At 60.4% G+C, this 25,466-nt stretch carries 30 protein-coding genes, 3 tRNA genes and 1 pseudogene; 8 read left to right on the top strand and 26 right to left on the bottom strand.

From position 1 onward, the window contains the following. Position 1: 1 nt before the first annotated feature. Entirely contained in the window at positions 2-907 is a 906-nt protein-coding gene (locus SRAA_RS07235) for a helix-turn-helix transcriptional regulator (RefSeq protein WP_045531770.1), read from the bottom strand. A gap of 159 nt (positions 908-1,066) precedes the next feature. On the opposite strand from SRAA_RS07235, the gene SRAA_RS07240 reads away from it, so the two are divergent. The 4 genes from SRAA_RS07240 (at position 1,067) to SRAA_RS07255 (ending at position 5,755) form a co-directional block, all read left to right on the top strand. Further along, positions 1,067-2,944, top strand: coding sequence for an ADP-ribosylglycohydrolase family protein (locus SRAA_RS07240; RefSeq protein WP_231849265.1), 1,878 nt, complete (start codon positions 1,067-1,069; stop codon positions 2,942-2,944). Between the two features lie 70 nt (positions 2,945-3,014). Then, the gene (locus SRAA_RS07245; RefSeq protein ID WP_231849266.1) at positions 3,015-3,470 is read left to right on the top strand and encodes a hypothetical protein; all 456 of its coding nucleotides are present in this window, start codon (positions 3,015-3,017) and stop codon (positions 3,468-3,470) included. 86 nt (positions 3,471-3,556) lie between these two features. After that, positions 3,557-4,891 (top strand): AbiJ-related protein, encoded by a 1,335-nt coding sequence (locus SRAA_RS07250; protein ID WP_052467517.1) that lies wholly within the window; start codon positions 3,557-3,559, stop codon positions 4,889-4,891. A gap of 489 nt (positions 4,892-5,380) precedes the next feature. Continuing rightward, positions 5,381-5,755, top strand: a complete 375-nt coding sequence (locus tag SRAA_RS07255) for a hypothetical protein (protein ID WP_144318725.1) — start codon at positions 5,381-5,383, stop codon at positions 5,753-5,755. A 26-nt stretch (positions 5,756-5,781) separates the two neighbouring features. Here SRAA_RS07255 and SRAA_RS07260 read toward each other — a convergent pair whose 3' ends face one another. The 9 genes from SRAA_RS07260 to SRAA_RS07290 all read right to left on the bottom strand — a co-directional run bounded on the left by SRAA_RS07260 (position 5,782) and on the right by SRAA_RS07290 (position 9,742). After that, the gene (locus tag SRAA_RS07260; RefSeq protein WP_045531778.1) at positions 5,782-6,129 is read right to left on the bottom strand and encodes a helix-turn-helix domain-containing protein; all 348 of its coding nucleotides are present in this window, start codon (positions 6,127-6,129) and stop codon (positions 5,782-5,784) included. After that, entirely contained in the window at positions 6,092-6,346 is a 255-nt protein-coding gene (locus SRAA_RS12785; protein WP_338056384.1) for a type II toxin-antitoxin system RelE/ParE family toxin, read from the bottom strand. Before SRAA_RS12785 ends, SRAA_RS07260 begins: the two co-directional genes overlap by 38 nt. Continuing rightward, positions 6,228-6,497 carry a type II toxin-antitoxin system RelE/ParE family toxin gene (locus SRAA_RS12790; RefSeq protein ID WP_338056356.1) on the bottom strand — a complete coding sequence of 90 codons (270 nt, stop codon included), beginning with the start codon at positions 6,495-6,497 and terminating at the stop codon, positions 6,228-6,230. Before SRAA_RS12790 ends, SRAA_RS12785 begins: the two co-directional genes overlap by 119 nt. A 47-nt stretch (positions 6,498-6,544) precedes the next feature. Then, complete coding sequence (locus tag SRAA_RS07265) at positions 6,545-6,745, bottom strand: hypothetical protein (RefSeq protein ID WP_045531779.1); 201 nt, start codon at positions 6,743-6,745, stop codon at positions 6,545-6,547. 138 nt (positions 6,746-6,883) lie between these two features. After that, a complete protein-coding gene (locus SRAA_RS07270) occupies positions 6,884-7,747 on the bottom strand; it encodes a nucleotidyl transferase AbiEii/AbiGii toxin family protein (RefSeq protein WP_045531780.1) in 864 nt (287 codons plus the stop codon). Then, positions 7,744-8,349 (bottom strand): type IV toxin-antitoxin system AbiEi family antitoxin domain-containing protein, encoded by a 606-nt coding sequence (locus SRAA_RS07275; protein ID WP_045531782.1) that lies wholly within the window; start codon positions 8,347-8,349, stop codon positions 7,744-7,746. The genes SRAA_RS07270 and SRAA_RS07275 overlap by 4 nt, the downstream gene beginning before the upstream one ends. Before the next feature lie 75 nt (positions 8,350-8,424). Further along, positions 8,425-8,979: a helix-turn-helix domain-containing protein gene (locus SRAA_RS07280; protein WP_231849267.1), complete on the bottom strand. Its 555-nt coding sequence runs from the start codon at positions 8,977-8,979 to the stop codon at positions 8,425-8,427. Between the two features lie 70 nt (positions 8,980-9,049). After that, the gene (locus tag SRAA_RS07285) at positions 9,050-9,421 is read right to left on the bottom strand and encodes a helix-turn-helix domain-containing protein (protein ID WP_045531784.1); all 372 of its coding nucleotides are present in this window, start codon (positions 9,419-9,421) and stop codon (positions 9,050-9,052) included. Positions 9,422-9,439: 18 nt separating this feature from the next. Beyond that, entirely contained in the window at positions 9,440-9,742 is a 303-nt protein-coding gene (locus SRAA_RS07290) for a type II toxin-antitoxin system HigB family toxin (RefSeq protein WP_045531786.1), read from the bottom strand. Positions 9,743-10,504: 762 nt separating this feature from the next. Here SRAA_RS07290 and SRAA_RS07295 point away from each other — a divergent pair. The 3 genes from SRAA_RS07295 to SRAA_RS07305 all read left to right on the top strand — a co-directional run bounded on the left by SRAA_RS07295 (position 10,505) and on the right by SRAA_RS07305 (position 11,572). After that, on the top strand, positions 10,505-10,774 hold the full coding sequence (locus tag SRAA_RS07295) for a ribbon-helix-helix domain-containing protein (protein ID WP_045531788.1): 270 nt from the start codon (positions 10,505-10,507) through the stop codon (positions 10,772-10,774). Further along, a complete protein-coding gene (locus tag SRAA_RS07300; protein ID WP_045531790.1) occupies positions 10,761-11,129 on the top strand; it encodes a type II toxin-antitoxin system RelE/ParE family toxin in 369 nt (122 codons plus the stop codon). The genes SRAA_RS07295 and SRAA_RS07300 overlap by 14 nt, the downstream gene beginning before the upstream one ends. 107 nt (positions 11,130-11,236) lie before the next feature. Beyond that, a complete protein-coding gene (locus SRAA_RS07305) occupies positions 11,237-11,572 on the top strand; it encodes a helix-turn-helix domain-containing protein (RefSeq protein ID WP_045533503.1) in 336 nt (111 codons plus the stop codon). Between the two features lie 457 nt (positions 11,573-12,029). On the opposite strand, the gene SRAA_RS07310 is transcribed toward SRAA_RS07305, so the two are convergent. The 13 genes and pseudogenes from SRAA_RS07310 to SRAA_RS07365 all read right to left on the bottom strand — a co-directional run bounded on the left by SRAA_RS07310 (position 12,030) and on the right by SRAA_RS07365 (position 24,075). Then, positions 12,030-12,575 carry a hypothetical protein gene (locus SRAA_RS07310; protein WP_144318726.1) on the bottom strand — a complete coding sequence of 182 codons (546 nt, stop codon included), beginning with the start codon at positions 12,573-12,575 and terminating at the stop codon, positions 12,030-12,032. A 547-nt stretch (positions 12,576-13,122) separates the two neighbouring features. Then, positions 13,123-14,490: an IS1380 family transposase gene (locus SRAA_RS07315; RefSeq protein ID WP_045530335.1), complete on the bottom strand. Its 1,368-nt coding sequence runs from the start codon at positions 14,488-14,490 to the stop codon at positions 13,123-13,125. Positions 14,491-14,551: 61 nt separating this feature from the next. Next, positions 14,552-14,896: a hypothetical protein gene (locus tag SRAA_RS12490; protein ID WP_144318727.1), complete on the bottom strand. Its 345-nt coding sequence runs from the start codon at positions 14,894-14,896 to the stop codon at positions 14,552-14,554. Positions 14,897-15,773: 877 nt separating this feature from the next. Then, complete coding sequence (locus SRAA_RS12605; protein WP_231849268.1) at positions 15,774-16,469, bottom strand: PDDEXK family nuclease; 696 nt, start codon at positions 16,467-16,469, stop codon at positions 15,774-15,776. 395 nt (positions 16,470-16,864) lie between these two features. Beyond that, positions 16,865-18,232 (bottom strand): IS1380 family transposase, encoded by a 1,368-nt coding sequence (locus SRAA_RS07325; protein ID WP_045531796.1) that lies wholly within the window; start codon positions 18,230-18,232, stop codon positions 16,865-16,867. Positions 18,233-18,293: 61 nt separating this feature from the next. After that, positions 18,294-18,851, bottom strand: a complete 558-nt coding sequence (locus SRAA_RS07330; protein ID WP_144318729.1) for a hypothetical protein — start codon at positions 18,849-18,851, stop codon at positions 18,294-18,296. 286 nt (positions 18,852-19,137) lie between these two features. After that, positions 19,138-19,701, bottom strand: coding sequence for an HAD domain-containing protein (locus tag SRAA_RS07335; protein ID WP_045531800.1), 564 nt, complete (start codon positions 19,699-19,701; stop codon positions 19,138-19,140). Continuing rightward, positions 19,698-20,864: a hypothetical protein gene (locus tag SRAA_RS07340; protein WP_144318730.1), complete on the bottom strand. Its 1,167-nt coding sequence runs from the start codon at positions 20,862-20,864 to the stop codon at positions 19,698-19,700. Before SRAA_RS07340 ends, SRAA_RS07335 begins: the two co-directional genes overlap by 4 nt. 283 nt (positions 20,865-21,147) lie before the next feature. Then, positions 21,148-21,786, bottom strand: coding sequence for a hypothetical protein (locus SRAA_RS07345; RefSeq protein WP_144318731.1), 639 nt, complete (start codon positions 21,784-21,786; stop codon positions 21,148-21,150). Continuing rightward, complete coding sequence (locus SRAA_RS07350) at positions 21,737-22,243, bottom strand: hypothetical protein (protein WP_045531806.1); 507 nt, start codon at positions 22,241-22,243, stop codon at positions 21,737-21,739. The genes SRAA_RS07345 and SRAA_RS07350 overlap by 50 nt, the downstream gene beginning before the upstream one ends. Further along, positions 22,240-22,611: a hypothetical protein gene (locus SRAA_RS07355; protein WP_045533505.1), complete on the bottom strand. Its 372-nt coding sequence runs from the start codon at positions 22,609-22,611 to the stop codon at positions 22,240-22,242. The genes SRAA_RS07350 and SRAA_RS07355 overlap by 4 nt, the downstream gene beginning before the upstream one ends. Continuing rightward, positions 22,611-23,357 (bottom strand): annotated as a pseudogene (locus tag SRAA_RS07360) (recombinase zinc beta ribbon domain-containing protein); the annotation flags it as partial. The gene SRAA_RS07355 and the pseudogene SRAA_RS07360, both read right to left, overlap by 1 nt. A 28-nt stretch (positions 23,358-23,385) precedes the next feature. Beyond that, on the bottom strand, positions 23,386-24,075 hold the full coding sequence (locus SRAA_RS07365; protein WP_045531808.1) for a DUF4197 domain-containing protein: 690 nt from the start codon (positions 24,073-24,075) through the stop codon (positions 23,386-23,388). 171 nt (positions 24,076-24,246) lie between these two features. Here SRAA_RS07365 and SRAA_RS07370 point away from each other — a divergent pair, with 171 nt between their 5' ends. Next, positions 24,247-25,008, top strand: coding sequence for a YdcF family protein (locus tag SRAA_RS07370; RefSeq protein WP_144318732.1), 762 nt, complete (start codon positions 24,247-24,249; stop codon positions 25,006-25,008). A 79-nt stretch (positions 25,009-25,087) separates the two neighbouring features. On the opposite strand, the gene SRAA_RS07375 is transcribed toward SRAA_RS07370, so the two are convergent. The 3 genes from SRAA_RS07375 to SRAA_RS07385 all read right to left on the bottom strand — a co-directional run bounded on the left by SRAA_RS07375 (position 25,088) and on the right by SRAA_RS07385 (position 25,368). Next, positions 25,088-25,164: transfer RNA gene (locus SRAA_RS07375), tRNA-Asp, on the bottom strand. Positions 25,165-25,171: 7 nt separating this feature from the next. Beyond that, a tRNA-Glu gene (locus tag SRAA_RS07380) sits at positions 25,172-25,247 on the bottom strand. A 45-nt stretch (positions 25,248-25,292) separates the two neighbouring features. Next, a tRNA-Ala gene (locus SRAA_RS07385) sits at positions 25,293-25,368 on the bottom strand. Positions 25,369-25,466 lie beyond the last annotated feature (98 nt).

Consider the following 25,466-nt stretch of genomic DNA (forward strand, 5'->3'; position numbering starts at 1 on the left):
GTTATTGCTCTCCCTTGTTTTGGTCGGGCGAGCGGTACCCCGGCGCCAACACAGCGTTCTTGACGCCGTATAGCGCCAGGTGATCTTTCAGCCAGAGTCTGAATTCATAACCGCGCAGACTGTGGTCCGGAGAGCAGTCCACACTCCACTGCCGCAAGATGTATCCGGCGGTGGCAGCACGCAGCTTCATCCGCAGTGACCCGCGAACCATGCCGTAATCCATCTCCGTAATTTCAGGGCGGGGCTGGTCCGGGTGCGGCACCATCTCCAGCTCCACGATCCGGGTCCATTGGATGTCCTGATCACTGCGCTCATGGGGCTGCACGTCTGCATCCCTCATAAGGACCGGGCGCTTGATCCGAGTGATGACGAAATCCCGGAACTCCTGGGATTTCCGGTCGAAGGCGCGGACGTGCCAGCGCAGACCGTTGTCGATCAGCGCGAACGGGACGATCTCCCGCTCGGTGCGACCACTGGAGATGGAGTGGTACTCAATGCCGAGCGGACACTCCTGGTGGATCGCACGGGTCACGCTCGCCAACACATCCAGATCCGGATGCGTGAGCCGTGACGGGCTCTCGCTGGCCACCCAAGCCTTGAGCCGCATCGGCTCACCATCGCCAAAGCCCTGGGTCAGCCACGACAGCACCCGCTCTGGGGGAAAGTCGAATACGGGCCGGAAGTCCGGCCCCAGGACGTAGGACTTGCCCTTGGGGTCGTAGTCGATGTTGCCCGGGGCCAACTCCTTGTACAGCGCCAGATCCCTGGATGCGGCGGCGGACTGGATGCCAAACCGCATGACCAAGTCCTGACGGCGTATCTCCCCGATGAAGCGCACGCGCAACTCCACAAACGCGAGCCGGTCGCGTTGTGGCTGGGTTAGATCTGCAAGCTGTTCGTTCGACATCCTGGCTGGTTCGTTCGGGTTAGCGAATGCTTGTACGGGTTATTGCGGAAAGTATATGGTCTGCCCTAGAATCTGTCCATGACTCTATTGTGATTTGTGTATGCATCGTGTTGTGATAACCACAAGCGGCGCAGCGATAAAAGGATCGGTACGGGCGCCATGCAAGATTTCGCAGAGCTTCACCTCAAGCCAGAGACGCTGGCGCAGTACGGGTTGCCGGACATCGCGTACCCCGTTCCAGCAGCCGATCTGAAGTCGGCCCTGCTCGATAACGGGGACCTGCCGCTGGCCGTGATGCTGCACGGTCTGCAGCAGCGTAGCCGGGATGGGGAGGCCGAATGGCAGCAGGTCGAACCCGCAATGGATCGGCTTGCCGAGCTATTGGCGCCCGACGATGCCCGCGATGTCATTTCAGCGGCCGGGGACCACTGGTGGCTCGAGGTCGGGCCCGTGGACCTCGGCGGCAAACTGGTCACCATCCAACGTGGCGATGCTCTGATCGCTGCCATCACCGCCCGGGACGACGGACGCTTGCGGGTGGCGGTGTTTCGCCCGTTGGACGCCAAGAGCGCGGAATACCTGATCGGGCTGGGGCAAGTGCCTCACCCTGAGCACGGTGTCTGCATGCGCGAGAACAACTGGGAGTACGCGCTCGACTGCTCCGCCGGCAACGGCAACTACTACGCTGCCGACCGGGGCGAGGCCTACCTGTCCTACTGGGAGAAAGGCCTGGGCATCAGTTGGGACGGCTCCGATGTGCCCGAGTGGCGCAAGCAGCTGGACCTCGTCGCCCGACCCGTCGCCCGCGTAGTCGCAGAGTTGGGCGTCTACTACACATTGTCCGGCAATGAGGACGAGGAGCCTGTTGCCGATGCGGGCGCGGTGGAACGATCCGAGAAGCCGGCGCCTCCGGCCTGGCGCAGCAAGCGCCAGCAAAAACGCACGGTCCAGGGGCGGTTTCTGGGCTGTCTGCTAGGTGGTGCAGTCGGCGATGCGCTGGGCGCACCGGTTGAGTTCATGAAGCGGACCGAGATTCTGCGTCGCTTCGGCCCGAAGGGAATCACCCAGTACGCACCGGCTTATGGTGGCCTGGGGACGATCACCGACGACACGCAGATGACCTTGTTCACCGCCGAGGGACTGATCCGAGGCTGGGTGCGTGGCTGCTTCAAAGGCATCACAACCTATTCCGGGGTAACGGCGTACGCCTATTTGCGCTGGCTGCAAACCCAGGGCGAACGTCCGACATGCGACATCGACTTCGGCACCGATGAGCCTGGCTGGCTGTTTCAGCAGCGTCAGCTGCACAGCCGTCGCGCACCGGGCAACACCTGCCTGGCGGCCCTGCGGGCAATGAACTCGCTCGGGGAGCCGGCCCGCAACGACAGCAAGGGCTGCGGCGGCGTCATGCGGGTTGCGCCGGTCGGTCTGTTCGCCTGGCGCCTGCGTCAGTACGAATCTCCCCAAGACGCCTTCCGGCTGGGTACCGAGTTGGCTGCGCTGACCCATGGGCACCCGACCGGAGCCCTGACCGGTGGTGTGCTGGCGGTTCTGATCCTCGCCCTGACCGATGGCGCGTCGCTGCGCGAGGCGTTGGCCGCCGTCAAACTCTTACTGCGAGCTGAGCCCGGCTTTGAGGAGACGCTTCGGGCGATCGAGATGGCTGAGGAGTTAGCCGATTCCGATTTGCCACATGAAGAAGCAATAGCCCGGCTGGGCCAGGGCTGGGTCGCCGAGGAGGCCCTGGCGATCTCCATCTATTGCGCGCTGGTCGCCCGGAATTTCAAACATGGCGTGATCCTGGCCGTGAACCACGATGGCGATTCCGATTCGACCGGAGCGATCGTCGGAAACCTGCTGGGCGCGATGTACGGCGTGAAGGCGATCCCTGTCGAGTGGCTGGAGCCGCTGGAGCTGCGCGACGTCATCACCGAATTGGCGGAAGACCTCTACGCCTTCAAGGATTGGGCGATCGGCGAGTACAGCGACAACGAAGAGCTGAACCAGCGGATCTGGCGCAAGTACCCGGGATTCTGAGATGGAGTGAACTGGCATGAGCGGAAATCGATGGGACCAGCCGGGTGTGCCCCACAAAGGATGGCACTGCGTGGACGTGGTCGATCTGCGGGCCGACGGTGAGTCGGCGGACGAAACCGATTACGCGACCTGCCAGATGTGCGGCAACGAGAAGATCCGCTACGTCCACATCATGGAACACCCGGATCTGGACGAGAACTTCGACGTCGGGTGCGTCTGCGCCGAGAAGATGAGCGGCGACTACGAGGGGCCGAAACGGCGTGAGGCCAAGTTGCGCAACCGAGCAGCACGCCGGACCCGATGGCTGCAGCGCAAGTGGCGGGTGTCCGCCAAGGGGAACAGCTTCCTGAACGTCGATGGGCACAACCTCGGCGTCCACATGAACAAGTTCAATCGGTGGGGCTATCGGATCGGGAGCCGGTTCAGCACCAAGACCTACGCAACCAAAGACGAAGCCAAGCTGGCCCTTTTCGATGACTTCTGGGCCGCGACCCAGGATGACGATCGGCTGTGGGCCAGTGACTGATCAGGGAAATAGATTCGATGGCGCATAACTTACCCAGCAGCACACCGCGAGACGGAAGCCCACTGCCCAAGGGCAAAAGGCCTGATTTGGTCGAACTGATCGCCGCTACCCTTCATTCGGTAAAGGCGTATGACTTGCCGGCGGAATGCGAGCGGCTCGGATTGGCTACCGGGACAGGTAGCGAAGCACACTCCAGCAAGCGCGTGTACGTGCGAAGCCGTCTCCAAGGACTGAGCAACGATCAGCTTCTCCAGCTCGCACGCCAGGTTGAGCAGGATCACGTCAGTTTTTCGCTGAGCGAATTTCTCCGACTGTTAGACGAGTCGAGCGACGGTCAGACAGTCACTGAACTCACGCGGCGCTCGATCCTCAAGCTGCTGAACGACGTGGATCTCTTCGGCGAACTCCCGCTTGTCGAGCAATTGTCCAATATCTGGCCATTACCGGAAATGCGTGGCGCGGGCTTCGAGGCAAATTTGGAGGAGTCCGTTATACGGCACTGCGTGAACAACGACGACTGGACCAACGCTGAATTGCTCGAGGTGGTGGGCGCACTGAGCTGCTCCCGACAACTGTTCTTCAAGTTGCTTGAGGCGGTCGTCTCTCCAAATGCCCGAAGAGGAAAGGAGCAGACGCAGCTCGTTGAGACACTGAATACTCTCCTCAAGGCGGACGGCTTCCAGCTAAGGCCATCGGGGAGCATCTCAGGACATTCGGCGTTCGCGGTGAATCGAATCAGTGGTGGCGTATCTGGCGCGCCCAAGAATTTGATCTTCGCGTCAACGGGTCCGAAGCCCGAGATCGTCATCCAGGATGCCATCAACAACGACATCCGAATCGTAAGGAATGAAGAGCACTGCCTCGTGTACGACCGCCCGATTCAGGCCAACGGGCTTACCAAGGAGGAGATGCTCTCGTGGTGGAAGGAACGGCAAGGCATCCAGGACGAATCAGATGCACGGCGATCGCTTTCTCAACGTCTGATGGCATCCCTCGCATCGGACGGCGAACGAAACGTATTCAGCGTCTACTACCGAGCATTCAAGGATCTCGGCGATAAGCTGCCAGCCCTCATTCCGCAGGTCTATCTGCATTACGACCCATACACGCTGGCACAGCTCGGCGGGGTTGGACGCTTGTCTCGGCAACGCATGGACTTCCTACTCCTTTTCAGCAACGCAGGTCGTGTGGTCGTCGAGGTTGACGGATCTCAGCACTTCGCCGAAGACGGGAAGCCATCCCTCGCCAGGTACGCGGACATGGTGGCGGCCGATCGTGACCTCCGGCTCGCCGGGTACGAGGTCTATCGTTTCGGGGCCAACGAGCTCACCGGCCACGGGTCGGCGGAACGGATCGAAGTATTCTTCCGGCGCTTACTTCGGAAGCACGCGGTCCTTCCCGGAGCCGGTTCGGCTGAGTGAGGCCATGCCAACCGATCCGGAGTTGCGGACGTGGGTTCAATTCCGCAAACGGGAATCGAACTGGCGTCCTGGCTTAGGCACTTGGCTGATGACCTCGGCCGGGCAGAACTGGTAGGATTGTCGGCAGTTGGGGCTGGATTCCGCACCTTTCCGCAGGAGTTCGCAGCGGTTCTAAGGCGCTGAGTTACATAGGTTTGGCGCAGGGTTCCACCCCACCACCATATACAAGGGCCCGGATAATCTCCGGGCCCTTTTCTTTTGGCCTTTCCCCAGGGAAGCGCGCAGATGTGCTGCGGGTGGCCACCTGCCGAAAAGCCAGAAATCGTCTACTTTCTCAGCCAGAGCCGTCTCTGTTCTCCGTTTTACCTGCGGGTATGTGCAGATTGCGATATAGTAAAATCAACGAGTTATCTGCTCTGGTTCATCGTCAACCAAGGCCACCGGTCAAGCATCAAACTCCGTCACCACCTCCCATTGGGTAGCCCATTCATGTCGACGATGAGCAACAAGAAGAAAATCACCGCCGATCTGCAGTCAGCACTGTCTGGGCAGAGCCCACTGAGCATCGACCTCTACGTTGAAGTTCTGGCTGACTATGAAGCTGAGCTGAAAGCATCGCTGGACAAGGACGCCGATGACGCCCTGCTGTGCATGCTGGCCGACGACGGGGACGTGGCGATGATGGTCATCGACTGGGACGGCAGCATCTACCGGAATGAAAACGCGTTGAAGAAGCTGCGAGCCATGTGGCGGCACCGCTTTGAGGCCAATGTGCAGACTCTCGTGCCCATCCTCAGCACCCACATCAGCCAGAAAAACTTGGGGGTGGCAGGCATCAAATGGTTGCCCGCATCAACCGATTGAAGCGGGTTGGCCAATGACGGCCATGTTCACGAATCGAACGCGGCCACCACCTCCTGCTGCACCGCTTGCAGCCCCTTGCGCTCGATGAGGTTGAGGAGTTTGAGGGACGTGCCACTCGGCTTCTTGTCACCTGCCTCCCACTTTTGCACCGTGGACACACTGGTGTTGAGCACCGCGGCAAACACCGACTGGCTCAGGTGCGCTTGTTCGCGCAGCGCTCTGATTTGCTGCGGCACCAGCTCGTGGACGCCGAGATGGCACAGGGCATCAAACTCGCCCATGCGCCGCTTGCTGATGAGCCCAGCGCCATGCAGCCCGCATGCGGTTTCGTGCACCTCATTCAGGATGCGGCTTTTGCGTTTGGTCGTTGTCATGGCATACCTCTTCAATTTCACCCACCGCCAGAGCGTTTTCCAGTTGGCGGTCATCAAACTTCAGCAACACCGTTACCACCTCTTGGAGCGCCTTCAATTCATCTTCGTTGACGTTGGCACGCTCGTTCTTCTCGAACCCGTAGAGAAAGAACCACAGTCCCGCGCGCTTGGTCGCTACGATGGTTCTGGAACCGCCACGCTTGCCTTGGCCCGCCAGCGCAATGCGCTATTTTCAATAGATGGCCACCCAAGTCTGCGTCCACGAGTCCCTGAACCATCTCTCTCACTGCATCGCGCAGGCCCGCATCAGTCAGACCTGTCTTGCGCATCCAGCGGGTGAATGTGCGGGTACGGAAAACTCTGTCCATTTATTAAATCATACCACTGGATGCGATAGATTGCCAGTCGTGCCAGGCTACGGCGCGCAGGCGAATCGACCTTTGTCCCGTTCCCTGACCAGTTCGTACCAGCGCTTGGCTGGTGCCGAGGGCGCCGGACGCTCGACTGGCTCGACGGCTGCTGCAGCGGCCTTGCCACGCACACTGTTGGCGATCTCCCAAGCCAGAATCGCCTGCAGCGAGAAGCGCAGATTGCCGACCAGCATCAGGTGCGGCACGCGCTTGCTGTTGCGTTTGGCCTGATCGCGGAAAAGGTGGGTCGACAGCGATGCCGCCTCGGCGATTTCCTTGGCTGTGAGGCATTGTCTTGCAGCCTCGTCATTGCCGCCCTGATCCGCTGCTTTACAAGGCGGTGTTCAAAGAGCGGCTCGGTTCAACGCAGGGGCCAAGGCAGATCGCAACCGATCCACGATGGCAGGCAGGGGCTTGGGGGGAAGCTCGTTCTTCTTGAGAAACGCCAGCCACAGCGCCTGCCGCGAGGAATTGTGCGCGAACTCGTCCGTCAGCCCAAGCGGCACCGCATTGGGCACGGACATGCCGCGCCGCTCGAAGGTGGCTTTGATCGCTTGGGCCAGCAAATCGGTGTCCAGGGTTTCTCGCTCCAGCAGCACCGACAGATCGAAGTAGTCCTTCAGGCGGCTGTTGCTCATGCCCAGCAGGGCGATGGCGTGGAGTTTTTCCGCGATGACCGTGTACGTCGGGTAGGCTCGCAGCCGGGGTGCGGGCAGATCATCCAGCAGGACCGGATAGACCGAATCCACCGGTGCGGGTGTGACGGCATCGCCGAAGCCAACGTCGATCTGCGTCTTGCAGCGCGCCTTGGCCAGTTCGCCTGCGATGAACACGCGCACGCCGCCGTAGCCGGCTTCCTTGCGGATCTCATCCACCGTGACCGAGGCCGGATCGAATGCAATGCCGTCGTCAACAGCCACGGCGGCGATGTCACGGAAAGTTTCGGCAACCGATGCCAAATCGCTCGCGCCGAAGCCGAGCAGATCGGCATCGCGCGTGGCCCGGTGCGGCATGTCGTACCAGAGCGTGAACAGCAGCGCGCCCTTGAGCAGAAAACGATCGGCGTGCTGCGATTGGGTCAGGCGGTAGAGGATGCGTTCCAGCGCAAAGCGCACCAGCACCTGATTGAAATCGACACCCTGCGTTTTGGCAACGTTGAGCAGGCGCGCACGGACGGACGCAGCGACGTTGGGATTGGCGGGGTTCATCCGATGCTCTCCAGATAGGGCCGCATCACGTTGGCCACGCGGCAGACCTTGGCGTTGCGCCAGATGTCATCGACCGATGCCTTGTTGCGGGCCCGGACGTCCTTCAGTGCCTCCAGCGCCACGTCCAGGCCGATCTTGTTGCGGTGCTTGAAGCAGTCCGCCAGGGTCTTGGCCACGCCGTACACCCGCAGCGTGACGCCATCGCGTTCAACTTCATCGATGCCCGCCGTGTAGGCTGCACCCGTGAACTGCACCATCTTGATCGGCGGGTAGTCGAACCGTGGGGCATGGCTGCCGCGCGGCATGGCGATCCAGACCTGGCGCGGCAATTGGGTTGTGAGCTCGTGGAACTGCAGCGCCGTGAGCAGGCAGAACACGGCTTGCGGCACCTTGGTGGCGACGGTCACCAGACTTTCGTGTTCAGACCACTGAGAGCCCGGCAGGCGGTACAGACCACGCCCAATTTTCTCCAGCAAACCAGCGGCCGTCAGACGCGTCAGGACGACCCGGGGCGCATCGATGGCGTCCAGATCGCTGGCACGCAGCAGCCCCTTCTGGCTGGCCAGGCCGAGGACGCGCTGGGTATGGGTGTCAGGGAGCATGGCTGGAGTATGTTCCTTTTATTCGTCAAAAACAATATATGGACGAAATATAGGAACGCAATCAGCAACATCTGCTCAAGACGACGGCGCGGAATCGAACCGTGCGCCGTCCTGCTCCCTGACGAGTTCGTGCCAGCGTTTGGCTGGCTCTAAAGGTGCTGCCGGGCTCTCGGCTTCATCGCTGACGGCTGTGGCGGTGCCGCCAACCACGCTGTTGGCCGTCTCCCATTCCTGGATCGCTGGCAGTGAAAACCGGAGGTTGCCCACCAGCATCAGGTGGGGAACGCGTTTGCGATTGCGCTCGGCCTGATCGCGGAACAGGTGGATGGGTAGCGATGCTGCTTCGGCAATTTCTTTGGCGGTGAAGTAGTTGTCTTCAGCCTTGGCATCGAGGCCCTGCGCCGCTTCTGGCACTTCCGGCTTGAAGTCCCGTTTGATGCCGAGCAGTGTCATCAGATGCTGCGCGCTGCTGTGCTCGAACTCGAGGACGTCTGCTTCGTGGTATCGGACGTGGCGGAACAACTTGTGCCAGACCGGCCCTTCGCCATCGAGCCGCCAGCGCCGCAGCGTCTTGAGACTGACTTGCCAGCGGTCGGCCACATGCTTTTCGGTCATCACGGGGTAGTGCATCTTTTGCTCCTGAACAGATGACCCCAGGACAACGCTGTTCACCGTAGAAGTCAAGCTCAGTGTTCGATGATCACCCTGGAGCCGTCTGCGCAATCAGCACATCGGCCGGGATGCCCAGGCTCTTGTGCAGTCTGCGGATCATGGCCAGCGTCAGCGGGCGCTTGCGGTTCAGGACTTCGTAAACGCGGTTGCTCTTGCCTATGATGGGCTCAAGATCTTTGATAGACAGACCGCTCTGATCCATGCGGAATTTGATGGCATCCACCGGATCTGGCGCGGTGATGGGCACTTGCTTGGCCTCGTAGGCTTGCACCAGCGTGGCCAGGATGTCCAGGCGATCACCCTCTGGCGTACCCAGATCGGGGTCGGAATCCATCAAGGCCGAGATCTCTTTGAGCGTGGCCTTGTAGTCTGCTTCGGTGTGGATGGGGCGGATGTCCATGTTTTCCTCCGTGGCCGGTCAGGCCGAATCGATGGTTTCTGCGTCCACTGCGCCGTACTCTTTGTGGGTGCCGACGAACTTCACGTAAACGATCTGCAACTTGTACGCAATGGCCACGATCAGCCGGTAGTCATTGCCTTTGATGTTGAAGACCACGCGACGGTTCTTCAGCACGCTGGCGCTGCGGTACTGCGCCTTGATGTCGGCGGGCTGGCTCCAGCTCGCACTGGTGGCCTCCTCGTACCAAGCCTTCAGCGGCTGCTCGGCGTCGGGGTAGCGCTCCCAGAAGGCGCGAAGGGTAGACACGGCAATCACTCGCATAGTTCGAAGTATAGTCCCAAAATGGGACTAAGGCAAGTGGCGTCCGGCCGAGGCGGGTGGTCAAGGCGTCCAAGAATGTGTGAGTGGGTGTGTTTATGGTTGTCCGAGCTGGCTCAGCATTGATCGGCCGGATTTCCGAGCTGCTCGTTTCGTACAGGTGGGCACCTACAATGGGGCCGCTTTCGAATCTGGTTCAGATGACGGACGCGGGTTCGGTTCCGCGTTCCACCACCACTCACCCCCAATCCCAGCCCTTATCCGGCTGGGATTTTTTTTGATATTTTCCCAATAATTTCAAGTGCTTACGAGCCTTGGCCGAAGACTTCCCGGCGTCCAAAACCCCCCCAAAATCCCCTGAAAAGCCGCCCTGAAAACGGAGAATTCTCTGTTTTTCTCTACCAGCCTCGCGAGTACTCGCGAGGCCTGATCGTTAAAAATCAATGGCTTGCAAGGGGTGAGTTGTGGCGGGCAGATATTCTCCAGTCGAGATCTGAAATCTGAAAGCGCCTTGCACGAGAGGCGGCGGCATGATTCAGGCGACAACTTTCTTGGCCTGCGCCGAACCGGCCACCCAGCGTTGCTTCGGATGTGGGACAAACGGCAACGAAGCTACCGGGCGATGGGGTATCGCGTCGAGGCGTAGCGCGAATTTGGCGAAATCAGGTGCCCGTACAGTCGCTTGTCTTCTGTGTGCGCAATCGTTGCGACAGATGCCGTCACTGGTGCGACAATGCCCCTATCTGATCGCTCCGTGAGGCCCCCATGTCCGACCGCATCAACGCCCGTCTGTCGCAACCCTTGGCTGAATTCGTGGGCCGAATGGTCGGCGAGGCGGGTCTTTACGAAACACCCAGCGAATACGTGCGCGACCTGATCCGCCGCGACATGGAACGGCGTGACGGCCAGTTTGTGCAGGACGCCATTCTCGCCGGATACCGAGACTTGGCGGCAGGCCGCGTCTTTGCGTCCAGCGGCGACTTCAAGACCGACATGGCAGCACTCGAGCGCAAGGAAGCCGATGGCTGGCAATGACGTGCCATCACCCGCCACGTTCCTGCTGACCCGCAATGCGGCGCTGGATTTGCGCCGCATCCACACGCGGTCGCGACGTGAATGGGGCCAAGACGTTGCCGACCAGTACCTCGCCGATCTGTACGCGGCCATGGGCGTTGCTGCCGCCAACCCGGAGCAGGGCCGCTTGCGGCAGCACCGTTCGGCGCCGTTTCTGATGGTTCCTGCGCGGCAGCACTTCGTCATATATGACCTTGTGCCGCAGGGCGTCGCGGTGCTGACGGTTCAACATCAGGTGCGCGACATCGAGACCCTGATTGCGCAACTGACCCCTGCTTTCGTCACAGAAGTGGAGCGGTTGAAGCGGAAAGTCTGATGCATCCCGTTCATTGCAACCCGCCGCAGCCATCTCCAATGCTCATGAGCTCGGGAGGCCGGTCGGCAGATGGTCATCGATCCGCCAGCAGAGCAAGGAGCCCCATGATGGCAAGAAAACTCGATGACGTGATCGCCGCGCTGCCCAAAGAGCGCCAGCAACGGGTGCAAGCGCGAGCGATGGAGTTGGCCACGCTCAAAGATCTGCGCTTGGCGGCCGAGCAAACCAAGCAGCAACTGGCCGCCACGCTGGGTGTGGGGCAAGACACCATCTCGCGCCTGGAAAAACGCAGCGACATGCTGCTGTCAACCCTGCGCCAGTACGTGCAAGGCATGGGTGGCAATCTCGAGCTCGTGACCCAGTTCCCGAACCGCCCGCCCGTGGTGATCGAGCACCTTGGGGTGCAAGCAAGCTCTGACAAAAAGCCTCGCGCAAGCGCTTGAAGGCAAGCTCGGGGATCTGCGCAGGTTTTGGCTACATCAATATTCGGGGCTTGGGCACGTGTGCGGCGCGCTCGATGAGATCGTGCAGAAGGGATATGGCCACGGCCTTGTTGATCTCTCGGCTGGGCGAGCCTTGCGCACGGATGGCCCTGAACTCGACTTCGGATTCGGATTCGGATTCGGGGATGTGGAGGGCTACCCCTGTCACCCTAGCCGGGTGGAGTCCTTTGGGGGCCGTTGCTTGGCTGCCACATCACGGGCGATCTAAGGGCATGTTCCAGTTGAACCGCCTGATCGGCGCTGTGGGACAGGGTGCTGTAGCCTTGGAACGCTGCGGCGTTGCCGGAGATTATGGTGGGGGCCTTGCAGGAAGGCAAGCGCGGTGTATCCGAGCAGCGTCGAGATGGCCGAGTAGCAGGCCAGCGGAGCGGAAATGAGACTGGTTTTGGGGGCGAGGTCAAGGATTCAGGTAGAAGTCGTCTGGGAACGGACCTGCCCCGTCAATGGGATGATCATCAGCATAGTTACTTGGCGCATTGTTGAAGCTGCCACTATTACCATATCGACCAGAAAAGTTTTCCTGCTGAAGTCGGGCCTCGTATTCATCCTCCTCCATTCTGCGACGCTGGTCCTCCAATTCGTTGGAGTTCTCTGAGAACTTTCCATTCGCCCGTGACAGCATTTCCTGATGTGCGTACGCCTGCCGACGGCCTGCCTCTACTACTTCCTTCTTGCGGCGCTTCCGATAGTAATTGCGTTGTCCACCAAGCCACCTTTCAATGTCCTCGCGGAGCTTCCAAGTCTCAAACGCCGCTATGGTGGTCTCCCGCTGCCCGCCGTCTCGCAGTGTCCTAATCTTCGTACGCAAGATGACTGGGATGAAGCGCTGCATCCCACGACTTTCGGACCAAAGAAAGACGTGCGGGCAGTCAGGCAGTTGTAGTGTTGGATCAAAGACCAAGACTTCATCATCCAAGAGGCCGAGCCAAAGTGAGGTGGACATTTCGTGACGCCTAACGTTTGAGGTGAGCGGCACCTGCGCTCTACACGAGATTTCCATATCCATCCGTCGTGTACCAGCCACTGCCCGAGCAGCGGGCGCAACTCTCGACCTCGCCACGGCAGGAGCAGCTAGAAACGAGACGCTGCGTCTTTAGTGCGCTTGCGCGCTCTGCTTGCACCTTCTCATCGACAGCCTTAATGCGATCCCACTCCTCGACACTAACTTTGAGTATCCGTGCTTCAAGTTGTTGAATACGCGTCTTGAGGCTTTCTCTTTCCCTGAATCCGTGACCCCATTAGCAGCCAAACTCTAACCCAAGCCGAATCCGCTTTTAGACATGAATTCCGCTCTGGATTTCTCAAATTTGGCCCAAGCCGAGCGTGTTTGCGCGCCCATGCGCTATCAAAGCATGGGAACGGATGCGTTGAACAAGGCCGTATGGGTGTTTTTGCCTGCAAGCGCGCAGCCCCCATCCTTGGGAGCCTCCCAATTGGCTGATCTTTCTTCGGGTGCTGGTCGGCAGCGGCTGGGGCTTTGCGCTTGGCCGCTACAGCGCGTCAAGCGCGCGCCAGTGGCGCTCAAACACCGCAAAGGCCCTGTCGTTGGCCCCCAAGCCCAACACCCACTGGCGGGCATGGTCCACCATGCGGGCGGCCTTGAACATCAACTCCTGTATCACCGTGCGGATGCGACGGCGCTGCGCGCTGTGGCGCACCGGTGCATCGGGCCCGTGCAGCGTGTGCTGGCCAACCAAGCGCAGCAGGTTCATCGCCACGGCCGCCAGCGCGCACACCACGTAGTTGGTGTCGAACTTGCCCGAGGGCAGCCGGGTCAGATCCATGTCGGTTTTGAACTCCGAGTGAAACTGCTCATGCGTGCCGTGCTCGGCGTACAAGGCAATGACCTGCTCGGGCGTGAACGACTCAGGCAAGGTGGTGCTCCAGCCTTCCAGCACATACTCGGGCAACAGCATCTGCTGGCCCCGTTTGTCAACGGTGCGCTCGGTCAGGCGGTACACGCGGCGTGCTTTGAGGCTCTCGTTACCGTCTCTGATGGCCACGCTTTGCTCCCACAGGCACTGGCGTTTACCGGGGCGCAATACCGTCCAAGCGGTGTTGGCATCGGCTACCCGTGCCTGGGCGATGGTCTCTACCGGCGTGCTGCGCGGGTTCCACTTGATGAGCCACGCGACCTCGCGCTGCAGGGCTTTGGCTTGTCGGGCGATGGCACACATCAGCTTGGCCGAATCAAAGCCCGAGTCGGCCCGCAGCAGCAAGGGCGGCTGGGCCGCTGCCGTGACTTTGGCCGCCAGCGGCAGCAGCCGCTCGATGTTGTATTCGGTCTCGCTGGCCGAGTGCTGGGTGCCCGGGCGCAGGGCAAACTCCAGGCAAAAGCCTTGGGTGCCCAAGTAGGCCACCAGCGGGCAGTAGCCGTCCACTCCCGCATAGGTGCGCCCCACATGCTCCTTGGCCGTGCCGCTTTGGTCCATGGCGAAGGTGTCGATGTCCAGTGGCACATAAGCACAGGGCAGCGCCCCGAAGTCGATGGGCTGGCCCTCGAGCTTGAGGCTCAAAACCGCGGTGTTGATGTCATCGATCAAGTCAAACCAAGCTGGCGCGTGGGTGTCCAAGCGCTGGCGCAGGGTGGGCGACGAGGGCACCGATCGCAAGCCCAAGGCGCGGGTGAAGAAAGTGTCTTGGCGCTGGCCTTCGATGGCATCAAAATCGTTCTTGCCCAGACACAGCAGGCCCAGGTAGCTCTTGAGGATGTCGCTATTGGCGATGCCGCTGCGCACGGGGTAAGCGGGGTCGACCAAGGCGTTGAGATTGATGCGCTTGAGGTACTTGCCAATCAGGGCCAAGCCAGCGTGCTGGCTCAAGTCGTAGGGCAGTTGTTTGATGACAAAATCGGGCATGGGGGCTTCACCTTCAGGGTGAAGCCCACTTGGGGTCTAGAATGTTGATTTCAATAGGGAATCAGCAGTATTTTTGGTGCGGGGTCACGGATTCAGGTCTTTCGTCATCAGTGGTCTTTCGCTCTATAGCACGACTGGCTCGTTCGCCGTTGAGTTGTACGCCAATATGGTGAACCTGATTCCTCAGCGCGGCGATAACGGTCTGTGCATTCGCGAGCTTCGTGAGGACTCCGTCCAACCGCTCCTGCAGATCCGATTCTCCGGATTGAGGCTTGATAATGTCGGCATGGGAGGGTAAGTGCAGCGTCCCATCGGGCCGATACACCAAGTATCCGCCGTCTGTTCCTGAACGGACGGTGAAGCCTGGGTTCCTGCGCGCAATTTCCAGTGCTGTTCGATAGTCCATGGCGTGGCAAGTGCGGCCTATCGTCGAGGTTAACCGGCGTGCCGAAGGCCCGTCCGAGTTGAACCGCAGGTTAGGCGCTGTGGGGAAGGGTGCTGCGGCCTTGGAACGCTGCGGCGCTGCCGGAGATTATGGCCGGGGCTGTGGATGAAGGCATACGCGGTATGCCCGAGCCGCACCCAAATGGCAAAGCAGCAGGCCAATACCCGTTTGGTGTTGACAGCGCAGGTCAGCTTGAGCGCCAAGTTACGCAGCATTGGATGGATATTCCCCGCGCCAAAGTTGAGCAATAATTCGTTGAAAATCATATATCGACGATACGTATTCTTCATTTGTACAGTTACTCGTGGTTACGAGCCAAGATGACTTTCCTGTCTTGCTGACGGTTCGGCCATAACGGGCGAGCTCGACTACGCATTCATCTTCGTTCAAGTATGGCCAACCACTGCGATCAGGTGCTGATTTCGGACTGGAAGTGCTTACTGATTTTCCGTTCGAATCGTCCTGCCGCCGCGCCTCAATTTCTGCCAAGAATTCAACTTCGATCTGTTGTACTCGTAAGATTATGTAGCGCGCTCTGGCCCTTGCCAAGTCTCCGTCCGTAAGCGCATACGCCCGGGCCCAGAGGCCAGGGTGCGGAGGGCCTGACATCAGTTCGCTAGCCACTCGGTCGAAGAACAGTTGAGGATTCACGATGTGTAATGGACTGTTGTTGTACTACCTAACGTTGAGGTTAACCGGCGTGCCGAAGGCACGTCCGAGTTGAACCGCAGGTTGGCGGGGTAATCGGCATCCTGCCGAAAATCGCGCCGAAGAAACAGCCGTTATTCATAACCAAAAATTATTATCTATGAGCAACTTCAGTGTTTCTTGAGAGGCGTCATGGGCGATGCGCTGCGACGTTCTGATCCGCCTGCCAATACAAGTGACGTAGAGCGAGGTTAGTAACTTGCTTATTGGACTCCACTTCGGTTAGGTAGGGATGGCTTAGAAAGAAAGTCGCGGACCGCAGGTTTATGGATACTCCATTAAGTCGTAACATCGACTCAGCGACTACACCCGTCAAAGCGGAGCCGCTTATGCGTACTCTGCCAACATGCCGCGCTAGTCGTGGCGGTGGCTCAGTTAAGTCGCTAAATTCATCAGGTTGGACAAGCGGCGGTGGGCCTGCTCTCACAAGATCTGAATAGTACTTGTCCTCGAGTAAATCGGTGATTAAGTTGGAACGGTCAATTCTCAACCGTTGCTCCGGCGTTAGGCTATGGTAATCAGTGTCAAAGATGGTTCTAGTTAACTGCTCGCGGAGTCTTACAACTTTTTGTTCGAAGTGATGTTCTTCAATATTCTCCGTTCGCCACTCGTTCACTCCCTCAGAAATTCTGCTCGCCCAGCTACAGAGTATTTTGGAATACAATTGGAATTCTTTGCTCCAGCTTTTCTGCCAGAGTCGAATGTCTGAAGGAAGAATGCGCAGCACCGGCAAGCCAATGTCTCGCAAAAGCGCCGTCTTGCGTTTGTCTTTCAACTGACGTTGCGGATTATTGTGAGTTTGTCCGTCAACTTCAACGCACAGCAAGGGTCTGTTGGAGTCTTGACTGTGAATCACTATGTCTACGGGCCCGAGGCTTCTTATGGATTCGACTAGTTCGATGTTAAAGGAGTGCACGTACTCTGGAATCATTCGGTGAACTGCGACTTCATCCTGAATCCGTGACCCCATTAGCAGCCAAACTCTAACCCAAGCCGAATCCGCTTTTAGACATGAATTCCGCTCTGGATTTCTCAAATTTGGCCCAAGCCGAGCGTGTTTGCGCGCCCATGCGCTATCAAAGCATGGGAACGGATGCGTTGAACAAGGCCGTATGGGTGTTTTTGCCTGCAAGCGCGCAGCCCCCATCCTTGGGAGCCTCCCAATTGGCTGATCTTTCTTCGGGTGCTGGTCGGCAGCGGCTGGGGCTTTGCGCTTGGCCGCTACAGCGCGTCAAGCGCGCGCCAGTGGCGCTCAAACACCGCAAAGGCCCTGTCGTTGGCCCCCAAGCCCAACACCCACTGGCGGGCATGGTCCACCATGCGGGCGGCCTTGAACATCAACTCCTGTATCACCGTGCGGATGCGACGGCGCTGCGCGCTGTGGCGCACCGGTGCATCGGGCCCGTGCAGCGTGTGCTGGCCAACCAAGCGCAGCAGGTTCATCGCCACGGCCGCCAGCGCGCACACCACGTAGTTGGTGTCGAACTTGCCCGAGGGCAGCCGGGTCAGATCCATGTCGGTTTTGAACTCCGAGTGAAACTGCTCATGCGTGCCGTGCTCGGCGTACAAGGCAATGACCTGCTCGGGCGTGAACGACTCAGGCAAGGTGGTGCTCCAGCCTTCCAGCACATACTCGGGCAACAGCATCTGCTGGCCCCGTTTGTCAACGGTGCGCTCGGTCAGGCGGTACACGCGGCGTGCTTTGAGGCTCTCGTTACCGTCTCTGATGGCCACGCTTTGCTCCCACAGGCACTGGCGTTTACCGGGGCGCAATACCGTCCAAGCGGTGTTGGCATCGGCTACCCGTGCCTGGGCGATGGTCTCTACCGGCGTGCTGCGCGGGTTCCACTTGATGAGCCACGCGACCTCGCGCTGCAGGGCTTTGGCTTGTCGGGCGATGGCACACATCAGCTTGGCCGAATCAAAGCCCGAGTCGGCCCGCAGCAGCAAGGGCGGCTGGGCCGCTGCCGTGACTTTGGCCGCCAGCGGCAGCAGCCGCTCGATGTTGTATTCGGTCTCGCTGGCCGAGTGCTGGGTGCCCGGGCGCAGGGCAAACTCCAGGCAAAAGCCTTGGGTGCCCAAGTAGGCCACCAGCGGGCAGTAGCCGTCCACTCCCGCATAGGTGCGCCCCACATGCTCCTTGGCCGTGCCGCTTTGGTCCATGGCGAAGGTGTCGATGTCCAGTGGCACATAAGCACAGGGCAGCGCCCCGAAGTCGATGGGCTGGCCCTCGAGCTTGAGGCTCAAAACCGCGGTGTTGATGTCATCGATCAAGTCAAACCAAGCTGGCGCGTGGGTGTCCAAGCGCTGGCGCAGGGTGGGCGACGAGGGCACCGATCGCAAGCCCAAGGCGCGGGTGAAGAAAGCGTCTTGGCGCTGGCCTTCAATAGCATCAAAATCGTTCTTGCCCAAGCACAGCAGGCCCAAGTAACTCTTGAGGATGTCGCTATTGGCGATGCCGCTGCGCACGGGGTAAGCGGGATCTACCAAGGCGTTGAGGTTGATGCGCTTGAGGTACTTGCCAATCAGGGCCAAGCCAGCGTGCTGGCTCAAGTCGTAGGGCAGTTGTTTGATGACAAAATCGGGCATGGGGGCTTCACCTTCAGGGTGAAGCCCACTTGGGGTCTAGAATGTTGATTTCAATAGGGAATCAGCAGTATTTTTGGTGCGGGGTCACGGATTCAGGTTCATGTAAGCAGATATGTGGAGTCATAGCACTAATCTGAAAGGCGACATTGCGCTCTATTAGATTTATGGGTTGCCGGTCTCCTGAGTAATTCCGAGAGATGCCCAAACGCGAAACGGACTTCTCAACAAACTCCTCTGGCGAAACAAGTGGTTCGAATCGGAGCATTGGCGCGCCCCTCAGATCGAGGAAGTCGGTTGCACCGGACGCATCGGATTCTTCATCAGTGATAAACAAGAGCGGCTTAGTTTCGATCTTGTTTCGACCATGCGCGATGGCAAAAAGTGCGCTCATCTTCTTGACATCGTGGGTGTGTCCAGCCTGATGCCTCGTTGGGTCGAAGAATGCCGACAATGCGCAGCCAGCAAGAACCACATGATCATCGTCTTCAAGGCGGCTAACAAGCCCGTTGAATACAGCCCACTGACTTTGGCTGAGAACGGGACGGGCGTGCCAGAGCTCCGGCTTGGTCTCAAGCAAATACTCGTCGAGGAGAGAGTCCAGCGTTCTGTCGTTTTCCATGGGCGTAACCTCAAGTGCCATCAATGACGCCTAACGTTGAGGTTAACCGGCGTGCCGAAGGCACGTCCGAGTTGAACCGCAGGTTAGGCGCTGTGGGACAGGGTGCCGCAGCCTTGGAACGTTGCGGCGCTGCCCGAGATTATGGCCGGGGCTGTGCAGGAAAGCAAGCGCGGTGAGCCAGTGCCTTTCCACGAAGGCCTGCCACCAAGCAGCACCGACGAAGCCCACGACGGCTGCCCGCCAAGCTGTGGAGCTTGCCCCACCAGCATACCCAGCCGGTGCAAGCTCAAGCTTGTGGCTCATCCGGTGGCGCTGCTTGCCACCCCATCACAGGCGCGATCGTCCACTGCGACAGGGCATCTTGTGTACCCGCATCCGACACGCCCAGAGCGGGGTTGGTCCAGATGAACTGCGGATTCCACGAGGCCAACAGATGCGCGTCCTCTTGAAACATGGAAGGCCGGTCATCGAGCACGCACACCGACTCGATCTTCCAGCCCTCGACCTCCTGCCAGGTGTTGAGAGCCAAGTCGATGTAGGCCGCATGAGAGAGCGACTCACGCTCCTGCGGGGAAATCCACCTGTCGGTGCTGATCACCCGTGGCGCCAGTTCCGGCCCCAGCAACTCGCGCAGGGCCTGATCGCTGGCGCGGCGCCGCCAAGTGGAATGCACCAGGATTTTTGCATCCGACCCGGCAAGTGCCACCTCCAGTTCTGGCAACCAGCGCAACAAGCCCTGGGTGCGCGCCTGCGTGGCCAACTGCCAGCCAGGAGCAGAAAAATCCAGCAGCACGCGGCAGTCTGCCGGGTGCAAGACGCCATCAAGGTCCAGGCAAAGAATGCGGCTCATGCTGCATCGCTTTGTGCCTCAGAGGCCCTTTGAATGATCAACTCCAAGCCCTTGACCGCTCGCTGGCACAAGGGTTGCGAGGCAGACACCGCCGCCGACCAGGCCGCCGACGGGCCCTTTTGGGATCTTCGCGCACGCTGCTGGTTTTGGAACTCGTCCATCGCCATGTCGCGCACCTGCTGCATCGTGCTCGGGTGCAGCAAAGGACTCTGCGGCTCCATCTCGCGCAGCAAGTCTTGCGCCGCCGTCATCGATCCTTGCCCGATTTGCACCTTTTGCAGTGCGCTCCAGGCCCCATCTTTCTGGTCTGCATGCAAAAACGCCAGCCGCCGCATATACACCTCGGTGAGCGCCAACTCGGCGAGCACTTGCACCCCGCTGGGGCGTCCCGGCACGCTAAAGCTCAGGCCCGCCTCACGCGCCACATCAAAGGGATCCATCCCCTGGCCCGGTATCGACATGTTGATGGAGGTCTCGCCCGCACGGCGCACGCGGTTGCGCAACTCCTGGTCGTGCAGCAGCGGGTTTTCTGGATCGGCACGCAGCAACTGCATCTCCAGCGCGCAGCGCAGCGTCAGGTTGGCCGCGTGCCAAGCCTGGAAGGTGTCGATTGATCGGCTCTTGCGCTGCACCTCTTGCTCCAGGCCCTCGACCTGATTGCGTGCGTCGTAATACACCCGCTTGGCAGCCTGCTCTTGCTCTCGCGCCTGAGTCAAGTCTTTGCCAAGCACGGCAAGCTGGCTTTGCGCCTGCGCAAAATCGGTTTTCGCTTGCGCTAAATCGGCTTGCGCCTGCGCCAAAGTGCCATTGAGCACCTGGTTTTCAGCACGGGCAGCCTCCATCTTGCCCTTTAAGGAGCCAGCAACCCGCTCCCACTCCGGCATCACCTCCTCCTTGTATTTGGCTATGACGTGCTCGGCAGTGGCGAGGTTTTTTGCGCGCATCGCGCACAATTCCTGCAGCGACTCGATACCTGACCGCTGCGCTTCGATATCCGCCTGCTGCGATTTGATTTTTGCTAGCAATTGGTCTTGCACCTGCTCATAGCGCTGAAGGCGGCGCTGGGTGTTGGCCTCATGGCGCGCATCCATGACGCTGCCAATCATGAGACCCAAATCGGCAACCGCCGTGGCCATCGACATGCCTGTGCGTCCGTGGTTCATGTTTTGATCCTGCTGTTGTGAGACCCGGTATCCGTGGTCAGGCTGTTTGCAAAACAGAATTCCAACGGAATCAATGTGTTGGCGCTTGCGTGCGCCACATCCCGAAGGTGCAGGGGCGCAACTCAGACACCATCTTAAAGCAACTTTGCGGCACTTGACACGGCACTTGACGCAGCGATGGGTGAGCGCCCGCACTCAGCAGTGCGCGCCTTGCAGCAAGCGCGCCATCTCACAACATGGCTCTGGCCTGCTGGCAGCGCGGCAATTCTCGGCTTCTGGGCGCTCAAAGCAATGCACCACTTTGGATTTTGAGCATGCGCTGCTCCAGCGTCTCGCCCCAGCGATGGGTCCAGAGCACGACCTCACCAAAAAAGAGATTGCGTCTGCGCCAGGATTCTGGCGTGTATTCGACGTTGAATTGCTGCATTTTTGTGTTGCGCCCAAAAAACTGCGGCTCTGGGGCAAATCGCTTGGGGTCGAGCGCCCATGCGGGCACTTCGATGCCGTTGCGCCATGCAATGTCTTCGGCGGCCGCCGCCAGGTGCAGATCCACCATGGGGATGCCGACCATGACGGGCTCGACGGCAATCATGCGCGCCTGCGTCTCAGCTGCGGCGTTGTCTGGATGGCTGATCGCATCGACAAAGGTCTTGCCGGCCAAGCTGAACATTTTCATGCCGTCTTGGTCGATCAACTGGGCTATGTGAGCCAGCGATTCCACCGGAAAACGGCAAGGCAGGCCGGGCGAGCCATCGGAGCAGGCCGGTATTGCCAGATGTCGTGCAGGGCGCTGGGGGTTAATGGGGGAGGATTCACGTTTCTTGGTGTGGAGGCTGGAGCCAACAAAGCGGTGAAGGCGGCTCTGCAAGGCATCATAGATCAGGTCGGGCGCCAGCAGGGTCGGGCGCTGCGGCCAGTGCAAGCCCCCGCATCTGCTCATCCCACCCGCTGTGCCAAGGGCGGCGCAGCACGTGCTCCAGCGCCCTGTTGGGCGACTGCACCAACTGCTCGATCACCTGCGGTGCCAGCAGGGTCAGGCGCAGCAGGCGGCGCACCTGCGTGGGGTCGATGCCCTCGGCCTGCGCGATCTCGGACACCGAAGCAAACCGCCCATCATCCAGCAGCCGCTGCCAATGGTGCGCCAGGCCCAGCGCCCGCATCAAGGGGGTGTTTGGCACCCTCTGGCGCAGCTGGCGCTCGCGCCGGGCTTCGTGCTGGAAGGCCTGCGGCGCATCCAAGGGCGTGATGATTTGCTGCTTGACCCCGCGCTTAACCAGCGTCCAAGGCACGAAAGTCTCCAGTCGCACGCCACCGGCTGGGCTGGGTATTGGGTAAGTGACCGGCTCACCCTGAAACCGGCCCCGGTGCTTTCTGCTCATGCCCGCTCCTCAAAGCCTTGCAGCATCTGGCGCTGCGCCGCCCAATCCAGCGGCAGCGGGTTGCGCTGAAACCAGATCAGCGCCAACTGCGGCGGCTGCTGGCCGGCCATGAAGCGCTCGATCAGGTCAGGCGCCAGCAAGGTCAGGCGCAGCAGTTCATTGACCACCGAGTGGTGCAGCCCTTCGGCCCGGGCAATGTCCGAGCCGCTGTGCATCGCGCCGCTGTCGAGCAGGTGCTGCCAGTAAAAGCCGCGCGCCACACCGTCGAGCAAGGTCAGGTTGTGGCCACTGCGCGCCTCGCTGCCCTGCGGCCGCTTGCCCCGGCGGCGCAGCCCCAGCGGCACAAACTTTGGCATCGAATCTTGCATCATGCCTGCACCTCCAGCAGTTCGGCCCCGATGCTGCCGGGGGCGAACTCCTCGATCAGCGCCCGCCAGCCCAACTCGCGCCACTTCACCTGTATGCCCTGCACCGCGCCGACGTGGACGAGGTCGATGCGCTCGATCATCAGGTTGGCCAGGCGGTGCTGCTCGATGGCGTACAACTGCTCCCACACATCGTTGAGCCCAGCCAGCGCCATCACGATGCGGGCCTCGTCGATCTGGGTGTCGGGCTTGTTCTGCTGCACCTGGCGCAGCACCGCAGCCACGGCCTCCGGGCTGGAGAGCACGGTGCGGATCTGGGCCAGCACCGCCGCCTCAAGCTCCGGCGCAGGCAGGCGCTCGTAGCCCTTGCCCGGTGCGCCAAAGCGGCTCTCGGACTTGGACACGTAGTAGCGGTAGGTGCGCCCGCTCTTGCGCGAGTAGGTCGGGTACATGCGCTCACCCGAAGGGGCGTAGAGCAAGCCGCGCAGCAAGGCGTCGCTGCGCGCACGGATCTTGGTCTCGACCGAGCGGGTGTGGCCATCGCGGGCCAGCACCTCGTGTACCCGCCCCCACAGACCGGGGTCGATGATGGCCGGGTGCGCGCCGAGGTACCAACTGCCCTTGAGTGACAACTCGCCCAAGTAGATGCGGTTGCGCAGCAGCTTGTGCAGGTACTTTTTGTCGATGCGCGCACCGCTGCGGGTCTGGCCCTCTTGCGTGGTCCAGGCTTTGGTCGTGATGCCATCGCGGATGCGCCGGCCTGCGGATCGGTCAGCTTCAACGCAAACCTCCAAACACGCGCTGCAGGATCTGACTCCCCGTGGCCACTGGGTCTTGGCGTATCTTGCGCTCTTCTTCGCCTATCGTGAGATAAATACCATCTAACGCCCGATCGGTCACGTATTGCTGCAGATTCGCCTCTTGTGGCCTGAGCAGACCCAATCGGGCCGCACGGCCTGCGACGTCGTTGTATCTCTGCGCCAGCTCGACCCGCTCTGTGGCACGCGTCACAATCGGCAGGAACCGGGTGCTCAGGGGGGTGCGGGTGCGCTCGGAGAAAAAATTCGTGGCGGCGGTATCGCCACCTGTCAGGATTCGCCTCGCGTCGTCGATGGTCATGGTGCGTATGGCCTGCAGCAAAAGATTGCGCGCTTCCGGAGTGGCTTGCTCAGCCGCCCGGTTCATCGCCGTTTCAAGTGCGTCCACGCGACCGCCCTGCCCCATGCGCCGCAACAGTTCAGCAAGGTCCTGCAGCGCTCCCGGAAGGGGTATCCGAACTTTGGGGTTGCCCAGAAAGCCATCGGGCCGCCCCAGCAAGCGCACCGCCGACTCGGCGCCGCGCTCCAAAGCTGCGCGCAGACCCGCACTGGCATCTGCTGCAGACAACCCCTGCGCTTGGGGCTTTGATAGGGGAACAAGGGACAGCAACAGCACGATCTGCCGTCGACTCAGGATCGGATTGGGCATAGACTTTCCTCTTGTTGCATGTGGGGTGGTGGGACAGGATACCGAGGGCCTGCCAAGTGTCGCATCCCGGATGAACGCTGTCAAAGGAACACCACATGAGGCATGCCGTGAAGCACAGAATTTTTGGCGTCGCGTCATCGGCGCTCAACTTGTTTAGGAAGGGGTGACAACGTGTTTGTTTTATCCAATTTGTTGTCGGCCATCACGCAGCCCATGTTTTGGCTGGCCCTGTGGTGGGCGCTGGCGCTGCTGATTTTGACGCGCTGGCGCCGACCGGCCCTGATCATGCTTTGGAGTGGCTTGGTGGTGCTGGGCCTGCTCGGGTTTCGCGCCATCCCGGACGCGTTGCTGCGCCCTCTGGAAAACCGCTACGCCGTGCCCGCTGCCGATGCCATCGATCGCCACGTGGGCCTGATTGTGCTCGGCGGTGCGGTGGGCCACCCCGACAGCTTTGTCAAGCACGGCCAAGTGCCCTTGGGTGAAGCGGCCGAGCGCATGACGGTGCCGGTGGGTTTGATGCGCCAGCATCCGGGGTTAGAACTGGTGTTTTCGGGTGGAGAGGGTCGGCTGCTGACCACGGGCGTAAGCGAATCCGATCTGGCGCGAGCGTTCTACCAAGCACAAGGGCTGGACATGGCGCGGGTGCAGCTCGAAGGCAACTCGCGCAATACCCGCGAAAACGCCCAGCAAGTGGCCAAGCTGCTGGGCGATCGGTGCCAAGAGCCGTGGTTGTTGGTGACTTCTGCTTGGCACATGCCACGCTCGATGGCGGAGTTTAAGGCGGTGGGCTGCAACGTGACGCCGTACCCGGTGGACTTCAGGACCGGCGCATCGACCCCGCTCACCGAATACTCGCTCGCCCACAGCCTGTTGCGCTGGCAGACTGCACTGCATGAGTGGCTGGGATTGTGGGTGTACGGGCTGACCCGGTGAAGCGGCGCCCCGCACACAAAACGCACAAAACAAAAAACCGCAAGCTAAACGCGTTGCGGTTTTTGAATTTTCTTGATAATGGCGGAGCGGACGGGGCTCGAACCCGCGACCCCCGGCGTGACAGGCCGGTATTCTAACCAACTGAACTACCGCTCCGTGCGGTTGGCGACCCTACGGGGATTCGAACCCCGGTACTCACCGTGAAAGGGTGATGTCCTAGGCCTCTAGACGATAGGGTCAAACCTAGAAAACTTCTGCTTGCACTTGCCTGTTGCAGCTCGCCTTGGTGGAGGTAAGCGGGATCGAACCGCTGACCTCTTGCATGCCATGCAAGCGCTCTCCCAGCTGAGCTATACCCCCGTGGAGAAACTGCAACTGCTGCACACCCTTTTCAGCCCAAACCTGTTACGGCCTTTGCTTCGCTCGATGTGCATCAGCAAGACTCGAATTATAGACAG

It is taken from the genome of Serpentinimonas raichei (assembly GCF_000828895.1).
GTDB classification, from domain to species: Bacteria; Pseudomonadota; Gammaproteobacteria; order Burkholderiales; family Burkholderiaceae_C; genus Serpentinimonas; species Serpentinimonas raichei.